Genomic DNA, 15647 nt, shown 5'->3' with positions numbered 1-15647 from the left:
TCTCGCGTTCAGCGGCGCAGCACGGTCGGCGTCACGGTGCCGAGCTGGGTGGGCACGGCTCTGGCGCTGCGCGCCACCGACTCGGGCAACTCGATGCCCAGATCGACCTTGCAGCGCAGGCCGGCCGGCAGGCGGCCGCTCGGGTTGGGCAGCTCGAGCCGCACGCGAAAGGTGTTGCTGGCGGCGTCGATCACGCGGTCCACGGTTTTCACCGTGGCGACGTGCAGGCTGCGGTTGAACAGCTCCGGCACGACGGTGCCCGTCATGCCCGGTTCGATCTGGCCAAAGGCCGCGGCCGGCACCAGCACATCGACGCGCAGCGGGTCGATCGCCGCGATGCGCAGCACGGGCTTTTGCTCGACATACTCGCCCGGCGACAGGAAGCGTTCGACGACCACGCCCGCCATGGGTGCGCGGATCGTGCGCTGCTCGAGCTGCGCGGCGGCGAATTCAAGCTCGCGCACGGCGAGCTTGCGCTTCTCGCGCGCCTGGTCGGTGCGCCCGCCCGCGACCTGGGCTTCCGCGTGCTGCCGGTCGAGGTAGGTCTTGCTGACGAAGTTCTGCTGGTACAGCTCGCTCGTGCGCTGCAGTTCGCGCTGCGCGAGTTCCTGCGAGCTGGTCGCGACCGTTGCCTCGCCGCTGTGCGCCGCGCGCTCTCGCGCCACGGCGAGGGCGGCGCGCTCCAGCGACGCATTGAGCTGCACGATCGGTTGGCCGAGCTCGACGAGGTCCCCCCGATCGACCGCGATGCTGTGGATCACGCCGGGCGCAGGGCTGCCGACCTGCACGATCTGGTGCGGCTGGATCATGCAGTCGAGCCCGACGGCAGGGACCGACGAGGTCTGCGCGTTGGCAGCGCCGGCCAGCACGGTGAGCGCGGCGGCAATGAGAGCGTGGTACATCGTTACTTCTCCACTAGAAAGTCTTCGTCATTCGGTGCCGCCGCTGAAGCCGTAGAGCTCCGCGGCGCGCTGGTCGGCGTGGCGTAGATCACGCCGCTGCCCGCGGTCGCGCCATTCGGTGACGCGCTGCGCCACCGTGAACAGGGGCCGCGCAAGCCACATCGGCAGCTCGTGCCGGGGGCCGTGCGCGCAAGCGGCCACTGCGCGCAAGAGCGCGGCGGGCCACACGCGCGCCAGCAGCGCGTCGTCGAGCGCAAGCACGGCCTCGGCCGAGCCGGGGTCGCCGTTGCGCGCGGCGCGGCCGATGAGCTGGCGGTCGATGCGGCGAGAGCGGTTGCGCATGGTCGCGATCACATGCAGCCCGCCGTTCACTGCGGCCGCCGCGTCGAGCCGGATATCGGTGCCGCGCCCGGCGATGTTGGTGGCGACCGTCACCATGGCCGCCGTGCCGGCAAGGGCGATGCGCTCGGCCTCGGCGGCGTCTTGTGTGGCGTTCAGGAGCTGGTGGCGCACGCCGTGGCTTTGCAGCAGTGCCGAGAGCTGCGCCGAATCGGCCACGCTGTCGGTGCCCACGAGCACCGGCCGGCCCGCGCCGGCGTGCTTGCGAACCGAATGCAGCACCGCGCTCCACTTGTGCGCGGCATCAACGCAGACGCTCAGCCCGAGCCAGCGCCTGCGGCTCGGCTTGGCGAGCGGCACGCGCACCACTGGCGCGCCGTACAGCAGACGCAGTTCGTGACGCGATTCGAGCAGGCTGCCGCTCATGCCGCCGAGCCGCAGATAGCGGGGAAAGAAGCGCTGGTAGGTGATCTGTGCGGCGGTGGCGGTCGGCAGGCTCGGCGCCAAACCTTCCTTGAGCTCGACCATGGGTTGCAGCGCGCCCTGCCATTGGCGGCCTTCGGCAATGCGGCCGGTGAGCTCGTCGATCAATTGCAGCTTGCCGCCGGCCACCGCGTACTCGCGGTCGCGACGGTAGAGCAGCCGCGCTGCGAGCGCGGCCTCGATCAGCTCGCAGGCGCGGCGCGCCGGTGCCAGCACGCCGCCGGCGCCCTCGACCGCCGCGCTCACGCGGCCGCGCCCGGCGTCGGTGAGCACCAGGGCGCGGCGCGCTGGCACGAGCGTGTAGTCACGCTCGCGCTGCAGAGTGCACGAGATCTCGTAGGCACGGCGGTAGGCATCGGCGTCGAGCGCTTGCGTCGGCGCCGAGATGATGAGCGGCACCACGGCCTCGTCGAGCAGGAGGCTGTCGGCTTCATCGATGAAGCACAGGCACAGGCCGGGCAGAGCGGGCGTAGCGGCGGCCGTGCCGGCGGCGCCCTCGTCCGCAGCGGCGATCGCGTGTGCCCGCAGCACGCGTGCATCGCGCTCGCCACGCAGGACGAGGTGGTCGCGCAAGTAGTCGAAAACCAGCTCGCGCGCGGTGGTGTAGACGATGTCGCGTTGCCAGGCCTGCGCGTGCGCGCCTGCGGCCATGCCGCCGGTGATGCAGTCGCAGCTCAGGGACAGCGTGGCGTAGAAGGGCTCGAGGTCTTGCCGGTCGCGCCGGACGAGGTAGTCGTTGGCGGTCAGCACGTGCACCGGCGCGCCGCCGAGGGCGGCCACTGCGGCGGCCAGCGCCGTGGCGAGCGTCTTGCCTTCGCCGGTGGCCATCTCGACCAGGCGGCCGTTCAGCATCAGCCAGGCGGCATGCGTTTGCGTGTCGTAGGGCGTCTTGCCGAGCGTTCGCGCCATCGCCTCGCCGGCCAGTGCGAGCGCTGCGCCGGCCGTTTCGGCGTCGAGGCCGTGGCGGCGCAGGCGCTGCCGGAGCGTGTCGGTCTCGCACTTGAACATCGCTGCGTCGAGCCCGCGCAGCCGCTTGCGGGCCGCGCCCAAAGATTGCGCGACGCCGTCCGGCAGTCGCGCCGCAGTCGGGCGGGCGAAGTGGCTGAACACCCAGCGCCGCGCACCTTCGAACGCGGCGGCGTCGCCGGCGCCGACGCGTTGCGGGTACTCGCCGAAAGCCAGGCCGCGCGAGGGAAGCGCTGCGTGACTCATCGGACGTTCCGGGCGGTTTGCGCCGGCTCCACGTGCGGACGCGAGCGCCTTGTCGGAGTTCTGGCGGTGCGCATCATTCGAAGTGCCGCAGGAAGGACAGACGCACGAAACGAGCCGCCAGCTCTGCCGCGCTCGCTTCACCGTGGCGGAAGGTGACCAGGGCGCGGGCGCCGATGCGCGCGTCGGTGCCGGCGTCGAGCTCGAGGTCGACCGAAAAACGCGGCTCGCGCGCGGTGCGCCCGCTGGCGTCGTTGGTGTCGAGCGCGATGCTGCCGCCGGACGCTTCGCCGAGCGCCGGCGTGGGCAGCTCGGCCGAGGCCCTGGGCACGGCGCGGTCGAACGTGGCAGGCAGCGCGTCGCCGCCGGCGTGCGCGAGCTGCACGGTGATCGTGCCCGGCCGCTCGCGGACCAGCGCGATGTCTTCGTTGCGCACCAAAGCGCGCACCAGCGGTGCGCCACCCGGCAGCACCTGGGCGATCAGTTCGCCCTGCGGCAGGTACTGCCCGACCACGACGCGCCGGGGATCGATCACCACCCGCCCGGCGATGGCGGCGCGCACGGTCAGCGAGTCCAGGCGCTCGCGCAGACGGTCGCGCTCCGCGCTGAGCTGCGTCAGCTGGTCCAGGGCCGCGGCGGCGCGACGGGCGTCGAATTCGAAGTGGAGCGAGCGTTCGACCTGTTGGCGTGCGAGCAGCGATTCGGCACGCGCCAGATCCACTTGGAGCAGCTCGTTCCTCAGGCGTGCGATGGGCGTGCCGACCTCGACGGCATCGCCGTCGCGGACCAGGAACTGCTCGACGAAGCCGTCGCTGCCGAGCCGCACCAGAGCGTCGTCGGGCAACCAGACCACGCCGGGCGCGAGGGTGCGCTGCGGCAGGGGCAACCCGAGGCCGAGGGCGCCGAGTGCGGCAAACGCCGCCAGCGCCGCGAACGCGGCACGCGGCCGATGGCCTCGCGCCTCGCCCGACTGCGCCACCCAGCGCAGGGCGGCGAAGGCGGGCTTGAGCAGCACCCACCACACGCCCAGCGCCAGCACCACAAGCCCGAGAGTGGCACTCCATTCGGCCGCCAACACCGCCAGCAGCGCGATCATGGCGGTGCGGTAAGCCCACGACAGCGGCGCGTAAGCGAGCAGCCAAGGCCGCTCGCCGCGCGCTCGGCCGCCGAAGCGCACATGGCGCAACCGCAGCAGCCGGCGCTTGACCAGGTATTGCCAGTAGCGCGTGCTGCGCACCCCGAGGTTGGGCAGTTCGGCGGCGTCGCACAGCACGTAGTAGCCGTCGAAGCGCAGCAGCGGGTTGCCGTTGACGACGACGGTGGACAGCGCGCCGACGAACACCACCGCGAATGCGAACTCCTTGGCGAGTCCCGGCTCGAGCGCAAGCCACAACATCAGCGCCAGACTGGCGAGCACGGCCTCGACCACGATGCCGGCCGCCGCCACGCCGATGCGGCGCCGCTTGTCGAAGGCGATGGATGCCGACGCATCGACATACGGCACCGGCGTCAGCATCAACAGCGTGATGCCGATTTCGTGCACGTCGCCGCCATGCACCTTCACGGCGAAGGCGTGCGCCATTTCGTGCAGCGCCTTCATCAGGGGGTAGGTCAGCCACATCATCAGCAGCATGCGGCCGCTGCCGAGTTCGCGGTGGGCGAAGTCGCTCACCGCACCGGCGTTGACCGCCAGCAACAGCGCGCCGATGGCGATCAGCAGGCCGACGGCAATACGCGCGCCGAGGCTGAACAGCCAACCGACCCGGTCGACGTGGGCGGACAGGAAGCGGTCGGGATTCCACAGCGGCACCCGAAAGGCGAGCGGGTTGATCTGCCCGCGCCGGCGCCGCGACCGCGTGCGCACGTGTGCCTTGATGAGCGCCGCTGCGTCGGGCGCGATGTCGCCGATGAAGAGGTTGGCCGCAAAGGCCTGAGCGACGATGCGGATGGCCTCGGCCTGCGAGGGCGCGGCATTGCCTTCGGCGCTCACGCGCGCGGTCCACACGTCGTCGAGCGTGGCGTGCCCATCGCAAGAGCCGATCAGGGCGTAGGCAATGTCGTTGAAACGGTGATGCCGACCCGAAACAGGGTCCGACAGCACGTACCAGGTCTCTCCGCGCACCCGCTGGCGCGACACCCGCACGCCGCTGCGCAGCCGCGGCCGCATGGCGGCGACGCGGTACCAGTCGTGCGAGAGCAGCGGCTCGCGGACGCTCACCCCAGCACCCGCCACAAGGTGCGCCGCATCCAGTCGCTCGTGCGGGGCCACCACACCCAGCCGAGCGAATGGCGAGCGATCTCTATGCGGGCGACACCGCGCAAGCCTGGGCGCAGCGCCTCGGCGGAGCCTTCGATGCGGCCGTCGACCTCGAACACGTTGCGCCCGTCCAGCGGCGCGGCGACCGGCGCGATGCGCGTCACGGTGATCTGCACCGGGCGGCTCGACAGCGCGCCGAACATCACCCGTGCGCGCTGGCCTTCGCGCAGTGCGCCGATGTCCTGTTCGTCCACTTCGGCGACGATGCGAAAGGAGTTGTCCGGCGCCACCGTCATCAATTCCTGCCCACGTATCACAGGCATGCCGACCGACTGGCTCAGGTCGCCCGAAACCAGCACGCCGTCGAACGGCGCCTTGAGCTGCGCACGATCGAGCTGGCTCTCGACGAGGGCGAGCTGCACCTGCGCCTGCTCGAGCTTGGAGCGCGAGATGACGATCTGCGCTGCGTCGTCCTGGCTGAGGGCCTCGCGGTACTGCTTGTCGAGCTGCTCGCTTTCGGCGTTCCACTTCTCGCGTTCGAGCGCGAGTTCATGGTCCTCGAGCGTTGCCAGCACCTGTCCGGCCTTGACCGGCGCGCCGGGGCGCAGCGCCGACGAACGCACGAAGCCGTCGACCGGCGCCGAAATGATGCGTTGGCCTTCGCCCTCGACCCTGGCCGGTGCGACGACCCGGAACGTCGACGGCCACAGCGCGGCGACGAGCAGGCCGAGGGCGATGAGCGCGAGCCCGACATGCCAGGCGGCCGGTTGGAAGGGGCCCGCGTGCTCGCCGCGCGGCGCGACCGCCCGGGCGATGCGCGTGCCGATCGGCTGGTCGAGCCGGTGCTTGAGTTCGAGCACCGGGCCCACGAAGGTGGCGGCGTCTTTCGCGATCTCCACCGCGCGAGCGTCGAAGCCGTCTCGCCGCTCGAACACGATGGCGCCGAGCATGCGGCCGCGCCCACGTCCACGGCCGATGATCGGCACGGTGCAGATCGAGGCATTGCCGTTCTTGCGGGTCAGCTCGGCGTGCGCAAGCGATACCGAGGGCGAACTGCCGCCCGGCAGCGGGTGCACGATCACGGCGCCCTGATCGATCGCTTCGTCCATGGCCGCAGCGATGGCGCGCACGATGGCTTGCTGCTCGCGGATGTCAGCGGCGTTCGACACCACGCCGACGCGCGCCCGCTCCCTGTGGAGAAAGCCGATGCTGACGCGTTCGCAGCCGAGCATGAGCGCGAGTTCGGTGGCCACGGCGGTGGCCGACGCATGAAAGCGTTCATGGCACAAGGCGCGCGCCTGCAACGCCAGCACGGCGCCGCTGCGGGAAAGCCGTGAGGGCTGGGGCGCAAGCTCGGCAGGCGTCGGTGCACGTGGCACGGTCCGCTGGCGAGCGACTTCTTCGAGGTTCATTACTTCAGGTCTCGAATACAGCGCAGGAACAACATGATCTGCGGCACTGTGTGCGCATCATTGCGCCGTCTCCGCGTGGAAGATCGGCGAAACAGAGGCATCAATGTTGGGCACATCGTCCCACTGGCGCAGGCTGCTGAGCACCGGGTCAGCCCGTAGCGCCGCGTAACGCAGCACCAAGGTGTGAACAGCTTGGCATTCAGCAGCGTCGCACGCCGAAGAGCCGGCGCTTTGCCGGCCCGAGTCGCAGGCGTTCCTGCGCGTCGGCAGACCGCCTACGCGCCGTGCATCGCCGCCGTGGCGGTGTTGCCGAGCCTGAACGCGCCGACCGCTGCAACGAGCTGCCGGGCCTGGTCACGCAAGCTCTCGGCCGCCGCACCCGATTCCTCCACCAGCGCGGCGTTCTTCTGCGTCACCTGGTCCAACTGCGTGACCGCCGTGCTGACCTGGCCGATGCCGGAGGTCTGCTCGGCACTTGCGTTGCCGATCTCCGCCACGAGCGCCGCCACGCGCTGAACTTGGCCGACGATGTCGACCATGTGGCTGCCCGCCTCACCGACGAGCACCGAGCCGGCCTGCACGCACTGCACGCTCGATCCGATCAGACTCTTGATCTCCCTGGCCGAATCGGCGCTTCGCTGGGCCAGGGCGCGCACCTCGCTCGCCACGACGGCGAAACCGCGTCCCTGGTCCCCGGCACGGGCCGCCTCGACCGCCGCATTCAGGGCGAGGATGTTGGTCTGGAAAGCGATCGCGTCGATCACGCCGACGATCTCGCCGATCTTCCTGGAGCTCTGCGCGATCTCGTCCATGGTCGAGACCACCCGGTGAACCACTTCGCCGCCCTGCGTGGCCGCGGCGCTGGCAGCGCTCGCCAGGTCGGTGGCGCGGCGGGCGGCTTCGGCGGTGCTTTTCACGGCCGAGCTCAGCTCTTCCATCGAAGCCGCGGTCTGCTGGAGGTTGGCCGACTGCTCCTCGGTGCGCTGGCTCAGGTCGGTGTTGCCGCTGGCGATCTGTTGCGAGCCGGTGGCGATGGAGTCGCTGCTCGTTCGCACGGCGCCGACGACGCGCGTGAGGCTCTCGCACATGCTTTGCAGCGCGGCCATCACGCTGGTGGTGTCGCCGGGCGCTAAATCAACGTGAACGGCCAGGTCGCCGGCCGCGACCGCGTTGGCGATGGCCGCCGCCTGGGCCGGCTCGCCGCCCACGGAGGACCAGATCGATCGGCGCGCCCACCCGCCCAAAGCGACGAGCAGTACTGAAGACACTGCGAACACCATCCACTGTGTCCAGGCGACGCGGCTCAGCGTGGCGGCAAAGCTGGAGGCGGCGTCACCGGCAAAGGCGGTCGAGGCCTTGACGGTGTCGTCCACACCCGCACGGTGCTGCAGATAGGCGGCATCGGCGAGCGTGAGGGCCGCCTGCGCCCCACTGGCATCGCCGGCGGTTATCGCCTCGAACACCTTGCGAGAGGCGTTGATGAAAAGACCGGCTGCTTCATGCTGGTGCCCGAGCAGTTTGGCCTGCAGCCCGTACGGCGGGTTGGCCTTCCAGTAGGCGACCCGATCGGCGTATTCCTTCTCGAGCCGGGCGGCCTCGGCGGTGGCCCGCTCGGCCGGCATGCTGCCTTCCACGGCTTGAGACAGCACCAGCCGCAGCTCGATCAGGTACATGGGCGGCGGCAGGATGTCGGCGGTGACGTCCTTGCCGACGAAGGTGCGCTGCACGGCGGCGTCCGAAGCGTGGCCTCCTCTGAGCGACACGGCGGTCAACACGCTGGTGGCGACGATGCTCGACGCGATCAGCAGCGTCAGGGTGTGACGGATCGACTTCATACTGCTCTCCTGAAGTGATGGGAGGCTGCGCCATTGCGGGCAGCCCGTTGCTTTTGTGTTGTCGTCGGACGGCCGCAGAACTTGAGGCTGCTCTGCGCGGGGCGTTCAGGCGTCGGTCTTTATCGAGACCTATGGACTAGCATTCGTGCGGAATTGCGACGACCCGCAAACATTGAAATGAGGTGCAGCGTGCGCTTGGTATTCGGTGTGTTGAGTCTGCTGGTGGTCTTGGCGATCGTGGGCTCGCTGCTGAAGAAGCAGTTGCAGACGGTTCAGGGGCCGGTCGTATCCGAGGCCGGCGCCGCGGCGCCGGACGGCACGCCAGTGCAGCAGTCGCGGCAGCTGCAGCGCAAGGTGACCGAGGACGTGAACCGGCTGATGCAGCAGGCGCCGGCGCGCATCGAGCGCGGCGAGCAATGAAAACGACGCCGATGCGGCCGGTGCAGGGAGCGAGCCGATGAGCGAGCCAGCCGAGCAGGCGCTGCACGACGAAGCCGGCATGCGCCTGGCGCTCGACCAGGCGCACAACGCGTGGCTGGTCGGCGAAGTGCCGGTCGGCGCGGTCATCGTGCGCGACGTCGAGGGTGTGCGCCAGGTCGTCGCCACCGGCTACAACCGCCCCGTCACCACCCACGACCCGACCGCGCACGCCGAAATCGTGGCGCTGCGCCATGCCGCGCAGTTGCTCGGCAACTACCGGCTGCCCGAGTGCGAGTTGTACGTCACGCTCGAGCCGTGTGCCATGTGCGCGATGGCCTTGCTGCATGCGCGCTTCAAGCGCGTGGTGTTCGGCGCGATCGACCCGAAGACCGGCGCGGCCGGCTCGGTGCTCGACCTCTTTGCGCAAAAGCAGCTGAACCACCATACCGAGATCGTCTCGGGCGTGCTGGCCGAACCCTGCGGCGCACTGCTGCGCGAGTTTTTCGCGGAGCGGCGCGCCCAGGCCCGCGCCTTGCGCGGGCAAGCCGCCGCGCCGGTCGCGTTGTCGGACGCGGAGCCCGACTACGACATCGTGGAAGTGATCGAAATGCAGGACACCTTGCCCGGCCAACATTCCGACAACTGATGCACGAGCACGCCCGCCTTCACGCCCATGAGCATGCTCACGAGCCGGCCCCCGAACCCGGTCACGACGCTGCTCCGGTGCTGAGCCTCACCCTCCATTCGCCCGCCGGCCGGGTCACGCGAGGCGCCGAGTTGACCCGCGCGCTGCGCCACCTGCGCAAGCTCGGCTTCGATGCGCAGCTCGACGAGGCGGCGCGGGCCGGCCATCAGCGCTTCGCCGGCGATGACGACTCGCGCCTCGCGGCGCTGCACCGCGTGGCCGGTGACGGACGCGACATTGCCTTGGCCGCACGCGGCGGCTATGGCCTTACGCGGCTGCTCGACCGGATCGACTACGCACTCATCGCGAAGTCCATCGATGCCGGCAAGCGCTGGGTCGGCCACAGCGACTGCACCGCCTTCCAGCTCGCCGTGCTGGCGCACACGAAGCGCAGCACCTGGGCCGGCCCGCTGGCCTGCTACGACTTCGGCCGCGTATCCGAGGCGGCCGAAAGGCAGGGCGGCAAGCCGGCTTCGCTGATCGACGAAGTCACCGAGGGCTGCTTCGTCGAGGCGATGCACGGGCAGCTCGAGGCGGTCGGCTTTCGCACCGAAGCCGGCTTCGACGGGCTCCAGACCAGCGGTTTGCTTTGGGGCGGCAACCTTGCGGTGCTGCTATCGCTGCTCGGCACACCGCACTGGCCGCGCGTCAAGGGCGGCGTGCTGTTTCTGGAAGACGTCAACGAGCATCCCTACCGCGTGGAGCGCATGCTGCTGCAGCTTCACCAGGCCGGCGTGATCGACGCGCAAAAGGCGGTCCTGCTTGGCAGCTTCAGCGACTTCCGCAAGTCGCCGCTGGACCGCGGCTACGGCCTCAACGCCGCGGTGGCGCAACTGCGCAGCCTCACGCGCACGCCGATCCTCACCGGCTTGCCTTTCGGCCACGTGCCGACCAAGGTGTGCCTGCCGGTCGGGCGGCGTGTGCAGTTGATCATCGAGCGCCGGGACGCTCTGGTCGGTTGGGCTCATTGACCTCATGGGCAGATCGATCCGGTTTGTCGCGAGTGCGGCGGCCTTCGCGAGCATCGTGTGGCTCGTGCCGGGCGCCGTGCGCGCGCAGCCGGCCGAGCGGCTGGAGCGCGTGGAGATCACCGGCTCGGCGATCCGGCGGATCGACGCCGAGTCCGCCGTGCCGGTCACTATTTTGCGAATGGAAGACCTCGAGCGCGAGGGCATCACCTCGGTCGAGCAGGTGCTGCAGCGCCTGCCTTTCAACCAGTCGAGCCTCACCACCAGCCAGGTCATCGGGCTGGGCACCGGCGGCGCTTCGTTCGCCGACCTGCGCGGCATCGGCGCAAACAAGACGCTGGTGCTGCTCAACGGACGCCGCATCGCCAGCAACGCGGTCGACAGCTCGGCGCCGGACCTGAACATGATCCCGTTCGCGGCGCTCGACAGGGTGGAGGTGCTGCGCGACGGCGCTTCGGCGCTCTACGGCACGGACGCAATCGGCGGCGTCATCAACTTCATCACGCGAAGCGGCGAATCAGGCACGAAGCTCTCGCTCGATGCGACCGTGCCGCAGCACGCGGGCGGCGACGGCCGCGGCATCAGTGCGGGCGTGGGATTCGGCGAACTGGAGCGCGACGGCTACAACTTCGTGGGCAGCGTCGATTACCGGAAGACCGAGCGCATCAACTCGCAGCAGCGTGCTTTCGGCTCACGCGGGTTTCGGCCCGAGCGCGGGGTCGATGGCACCTCGTCGGTCACCACGCCGGCCAACTATTTCCAGGGTGAATTCAGCGCCAATCCGTCGTTTCCGGGCTGTGCGCCGGTAGGCAAGGGCGGCTCCATCGACACGGGCAGTGGGCAGCCGCTGTGCAGGTACGACCCCACGCCTTTCGTCGATCTCATGCCTGAAGTGGAGCGAGCCTCGCTGTTCGGCAAAGCGTCTTTCAAGCTGAACCGCGATACGGTGGCTTCGGTCGAGTACTTCCTCACGCGCAACGAAGTACGCACGGTGGTCAGCCCGGGCGTCGTGGGCCCGCTCACCTTGGATTCGAGCTCGCCTTTTTTTCCCGGCAACGGCATCACGCCGGCACCCGTGAACTTCGCCATCGATCCCGGCCAGCCGATCGATCTGGACTGGCGCACAGCGGCAGCCGGTGGCCGAGCGCAGACCAATCACAACCGCGCCCAGCGCCTTGTCTTCGAGCTCGACGGCCTGGCGGCGGGCTGGGATTACCGCCTGGGTGCTTCCTACAACGAAAGCAAGCTGACCGATCCGCTGACCGATGGCTGGACACAGGATGATGCGATTGCGGCGGGCGTTGCGGGCGGCATCCTCAACCCCTTCGGCGAACAGACCGCCGAGGGCGCGGCCTACCTCGCCGCAGCGGGGCTGCGCGGCAATGTGCGAACCGCGACGGGCAAGGTGTCGGCGGTCGACGTGCGCATCGGTCGCGAGCTGGGCGACTGGCTGGGAGCCGGCAGGCCGGCCGCGCTGGCCCTGGGCGCGGAGTACCGCCGGGAGTCCTTCACCGATGACATCAACGTGCCGGTGGTCTCGCAGTCCTTCGGCATCGGCTTCGATATCGACTCGAACCCGGACCCCGATGCCGCGGGCAAGCGCAGCATTTCGGCCCTGTACGGCGAACTCAACGTGCCGCTGCTGAGTACGTTGGAGGGCACGATCGCCCTGCGTCACGACCGCTACAGCGATTTCGGCAGCACCACGAACCCGAAACTCGGTGTGCGCTTTCAGCCCGCGCCATCGCTCGTGGCCCGCGCCACCTACAGCACGGGGTTTCGCGCGCCTTCGCTGTACGAGCTTTACAGCCCGCGCTTCCTCACCTTTTCGCGGGGCTACAACGATCCCTTGCTGTGCCCCGGCGGCGTGCCGAGCGCCGGCACCGACCCCGCGACCGCCTGCAATCAGTTCGTCCTTGCCCAGATCGGCGGCACCCGCGATCTCGAGCCGGAGAAGGCCAGGAATTTCACCTTCGGTTTCGTCTACGAGCCGAGCCGCCACTTCAACGCCGGCGTGGACTTCTGGTTCATCCGACTGCGCAACTCGATCGGCGAGTTTCCGGCGACGGCCATCTTCGACGATCCCGCGAAGTACGCCGACCGCATCCGCCCCGGTGCCGACGGCACGCTGGACCCGTTCGCCGACGACCCGGGCTTCATCATCGCCGCACAGGAGAACCTGGGCGAGATCCGCACCAGCGGCATCGATCTGTCGGCGAACTATCGGCGGCCCGTGAGCGGGGCGGGGGCGGTCGTGCTGGCCTTCAACGGCAGCTACATCACCCGCTACGACTACCAGAACGAACCCGGCGGGGACTTCACGAACAACCTCGGCCGTTATGCCGACGTGCGGCCGATCTTCCGCTGGAAGCACGCCGTCACCGCCGCCTTCGACGCCGGCGGCTGGTCCGTCGGCATCACCAACCGCTACCAAAGCGGCTACGCGGACGAGAACCGGGTCGAGCCCGAATTCGCCAACCGTGTCGAGCCCTATTCGCTCTGGGACCTGTTCGGCGGCTGGTCGCCGACCCGCACACTCACGCTCGCAGCCGGCATCCGCAACCTGTTCGACACCGATCCGCGCTATTCGAACCAGGGTTCGACCTTCCAGTCGGGCTACGACCCGCGCTTCAGCGATCCGACCGGACGTGCGCTGTACGCGCGGCTCAACCTGCAGTTCGATTGAGGCGGGCAGCGCTGCATGGCAGCGCGCGACGGTGGCCTATGGCGACACCCTCCGCGACGCAGGGCCCGGCTCCGGTACATTCCTCACGGGCGGCAGAGGCCGCCTTTCGATTTTTCGACCCTTGCGCTCACCGGAGACTTCATGTTGCGTTCGTTTTCTCGTCCCGTGGCAGCGCTGCTGTTGGCGATGGCCGTCGTGACGACCGCCGCCGGCATCACCGTTCGTGACGTGCAGGCGCAGGCCCCCGCCAGCGCGCCTGGAGCGGCCAGCGAAGCGGCCCCTCCGGCCTCGAAGCCAGCCGCCGCGACAGCGGCACGCATGAGCTTGCCGGCCACGCCCAACGGCGCCGAGGCAATCGACAATCCTTACGGTCTCGAATCGCTCTGGCGTACCAGCGACGGCGTGGCCAAGGCGGTGCTGCTGGTGCTCGTGATCATGTCGATGGGCACCTGGTACATCCTTATCGTCAAGGTCATTGAGCAAGCCAAGATCGGGCGGCAGGCCAAGCTCGCCACCAAGAGCTTCTGGAGCGCCGGTACGGTGCGCCAGGGGGCCGACACGCTGGAGCAGGCCAGTCCCTTTCGTTTCATCGCCGAGGCAGGCATCGAGGCGACCAAGAAGCACGGGGGCCTGTTCGAGCACGTGGACTTGCACAGCTGGGTGACGATGTCGATCCAGCGCGCTATGGAACGCGTGCAGAGCCGCCTTCAGGACGGCCTGGCCTTCCTGGCCACGGTCGGCTCCACGGCGCCCTTCATCGGCCTGTTCGGCACGGTCTGGGGCATCTACCACGCCCTCACTGCCATCGGCGTGGCCGGCCAAGCCTCGATCGACAAGGTGGCCGGCCCGGTCGGCGAAGCACTGATCATGACCGCCCTCGGTCTGGCCGTGGCGGTGCCGGCCGTGCTCGGCTACAACTGGCTCGTCCGCCGCAACAAGGCGGCGATGGACGACGTGCGCGCCTTCGGCAGCGACCTGCATTCGGTGTTGCTGGCCTCGGTGAAATTCAAAGGCTGAGATGACGATCCCCACGCGCCTTCAGCGCTGCCCCCCGAGGGGGCGCTCAGCTCTCTTGGGGCGGCCCGGCGAGGGCTGACCCGTGGCGATGCAGACCGGCTCCCCGTTCGGGGAGGAAGACGAGGTGGTCTCGACCATCAACACAACGCCGCTCGTCGACGTGATGCTGGTGCTGCTGATCATCTTCCTGATCACCATCCCGGTCGTCACCAGCTCCATCGCGGTGCAACTGCCCAAGGAAGCGATCGAGATCCGCGAGACCCGGCCCGAGAACGTCGTCATCTCGGTCGATCGCAGCGGCGCGATCTACTGGTACGACTCCCGCGTGTCCAGCACCGAGGCTCTGGTGCAGCGGCTGGAGAAGGTTTCGGTCATGCGGCCGCAGCCCGAAGTGCACATCCGCGGCGACCATGCGGCACGCTACGAGTCGGTGGGCCGGGTGGTCTATGCCTGCCAGCTCGCCGGCATCACCAGCGTGTCCTTCATCACCGAGCCGCCGGCCAGGGGAGGCTGAGCGATGGCGATGAACGTCTCGAGCGGCAACAGCGCCGACGGCGAGCCCGAGGTGATGATGGACATCAACACCACACCGCTGATCGACGTGATGCTGGTGCTGCTGATCATGCTGATCATCACCATCCCGATCCAGTTGCACGCGGTCAATCTGGCCCTGCCGGCCGGCAACCCGCCACCGCCGCCGCTGGTGCAGCCGCAGGTGGTGAAGGTCGACATCGATGCGAGCAGCCGTGTGTTCTGGAACGGCGAGGTGCTGGCGGGCCCGGTGGAAGTGGACGCCCGGCTGCGCGAACTGGCGGCGCTGCCGCTCGAGACGCAGCCCGAGCTGCACCTGCGCCCGGACCGGGGGGCTCGCTACGAAACCGTGGCCTCGGTGATGGCCGGCGTGCAGCGCCTGGGCCTCACCAAGTTCGGCATCGTCGGCAGCGAGCAATTCGCGCCGTGAGCGCGGCCGGGTGTGGCAATGCCCGGCTGCGCCGGGCCGCAATGAAACCTTCGGCATGGATCTGAACTACCAGCGGCAACCGGCATCGAGGCGCCTCATCGGCCTGGCGGCCGTGGTCGTGCTGCACCTGTTCATCTTCTACGCGCTGGTGTCGGGCCTGGCGCGCGACATGGTCGAAGTGGTCAAGAAGCCCCTCGAGGCGAAGATCATCGCCGAGCCGCCTCCGCCTCCGCCACCATTGCCGCTCGCGCCGCCGCCGCTGCCCCCTGCGCCGCCGCCTCCGGAGCCGCCACCGCCGCCACCGCCCAAGCCGCCACCGCCGCCTCCCAAACCACCGCCGCCCAAGCCGCCGCCGCCACCGCCCTACGTGCCGCCGCCGAGGATCCAGCCGCCGCCGGTGCCCGCCCCGCCGCCGATCACGGTGGCGCCGGCACCCGTGCCGCCGACAATCGAATACAAGATCGAGCCGCCGC

At 69.5% G+C, this 15647-nt stretch carries 13 protein-coding genes and 1 pseudogene; 8 read left to right on the top strand and 6 right to left on the bottom strand.

Translation table 11 applies throughout. From position 1 onward, the window contains the following. Positions 1–8 precede the first annotated feature (8 nt). From H0W40_RS04080 to H0W40_RS04055, 6 genes are all read right to left on the bottom strand, one after another. Positions 9–902, bottom strand: coding sequence for an efflux RND transporter periplasmic adaptor subunit (locus tag H0W40_RS04080; protein WP_292443468.1), 894 nt, complete (start codon positions 900–902; stop codon positions 9–11). A 27-nt stretch (positions 903–929) separates the two neighbouring features. After that, the gene (locus tag H0W40_RS04075) at positions 930–2936 is read right to left on the bottom strand and encodes a hypothetical protein (protein ID WP_292443466.1); all 2007 of its coding nucleotides are present in this window, start codon (positions 2934–2936) and stop codon (positions 930–932) included. A gap of 73 nt (positions 2937–3009) precedes the next feature. Continuing rightward, a complete protein-coding gene (locus H0W40_RS04070) occupies positions 3010–5151 on the bottom strand; it encodes an HlyD family efflux transporter periplasmic adaptor subunit (RefSeq protein ID WP_292443464.1) in 2142 nt (713 codons plus the stop codon). Then, the gene (locus H0W40_RS04065) at positions 5148–6602 is read right to left on the bottom strand and encodes an HlyD family efflux transporter periplasmic adaptor subunit (protein ID WP_292443461.1); all 1455 of its coding nucleotides are present in this window, start codon (positions 6600–6602) and stop codon (positions 5148–5150) included. The genes H0W40_RS04070 and H0W40_RS04065 overlap by 4 nt, the downstream gene beginning before the upstream one ends. A 57-nt stretch (positions 6603–6659) precedes the next feature. Next, a complete protein-coding gene (locus tag H0W40_RS04060; protein ID WP_292443458.1) occupies positions 6660–6782 on the bottom strand; it encodes a hypothetical protein in 123 nt (40 codons plus the stop codon). Between the two features lie 95 nt (positions 6783–6877). Then, positions 6878–8437 (bottom strand): methyl-accepting chemotaxis protein, encoded by a 1560-nt coding sequence (locus H0W40_RS04055; RefSeq protein WP_292443455.1) that lies wholly within the window; start codon positions 8435–8437, stop codon positions 6878–6880. 189 nt (positions 8438–8626) lie between these two features. Here H0W40_RS04055 and H0W40_RS04050 point away from each other — a divergent pair, with 189 nt between their 5' ends. The 8 genes and pseudogenes from H0W40_RS04050 to H0W40_RS04015 all read left to right on the top strand — a co-directional run. After that, a complete protein-coding gene (locus H0W40_RS04050) occupies positions 8627–8857 on the top strand; it encodes a hypothetical protein (protein WP_292443452.1) in 231 nt (76 codons plus the stop codon). A gap of 37 nt (positions 8858–8894) precedes the next feature. Beyond that, positions 8895–9503: a tRNA adenosine(34) deaminase TadA gene (tadA, locus tag H0W40_RS04045; RefSeq protein ID WP_292443450.1), complete on the top strand. Its 609-nt coding sequence runs from the start codon at positions 8895–8897 to the stop codon at positions 9501–9503. Continuing rightward, complete coding sequence (locus H0W40_RS04040; protein ID WP_292443447.1) at positions 9503–10513, top strand: LD-carboxypeptidase; 1011 nt, start codon at positions 9503–9505, stop codon at positions 10511–10513. Before tadA ends, H0W40_RS04040 begins: the two co-directional genes overlap by 1 nt. A gap of 4 nt (positions 10514–10517) precedes the next feature. Beyond that, positions 10518–13196: a TonB-dependent receptor gene (locus tag H0W40_RS04035; RefSeq protein ID WP_292443445.1), complete on the top strand. Its 2679-nt coding sequence runs from the start codon at positions 10518–10520 to the stop codon at positions 13194–13196. Between the two features lie 141 nt (positions 13197–13337). Next, entirely contained in the window at positions 13338–14213 is an 876-nt protein-coding gene (locus tag H0W40_RS04030; RefSeq protein ID WP_367153728.1) for a MotA/TolQ/ExbB proton channel family protein, read from the top strand. 88 nt (positions 14214–14301) lie between these two features. Next, positions 14302–14727 (top strand): biopolymer transporter ExbD, encoded by a 426-nt coding sequence (locus H0W40_RS04025; protein ID WP_292443583.1) that lies wholly within the window; start codon positions 14302–14304, stop codon positions 14725–14727. A 3-nt stretch (positions 14728–14730) separates the two neighbouring features. Further along, positions 14731–15174, top strand: a complete 444-nt coding sequence (locus H0W40_RS04020; protein ID WP_292443442.1) for a biopolymer transporter ExbD — start codon at positions 14731–14733, stop codon at positions 15172–15174. A gap of 55 nt (positions 15175–15229) precedes the next feature. Next, positions 15230–15647, top strand: a pseudogene (locus tag H0W40_RS04015) (energy transducer TonB); the annotation flags it as partial.

The sequence above is a fragment of the Methylibium sp. genome (genome assembly GCF_013817345.1).
Lineage (GTDB): Bacteria > Pseudomonadota > Gammaproteobacteria > Burkholderiales > Burkholderiaceae_C > Methylibium.
The sequence above is the reverse complement of the archived record's forward strand: the minus strand, read 5'-3'. Positions and strand labels throughout refer to the sequence as shown.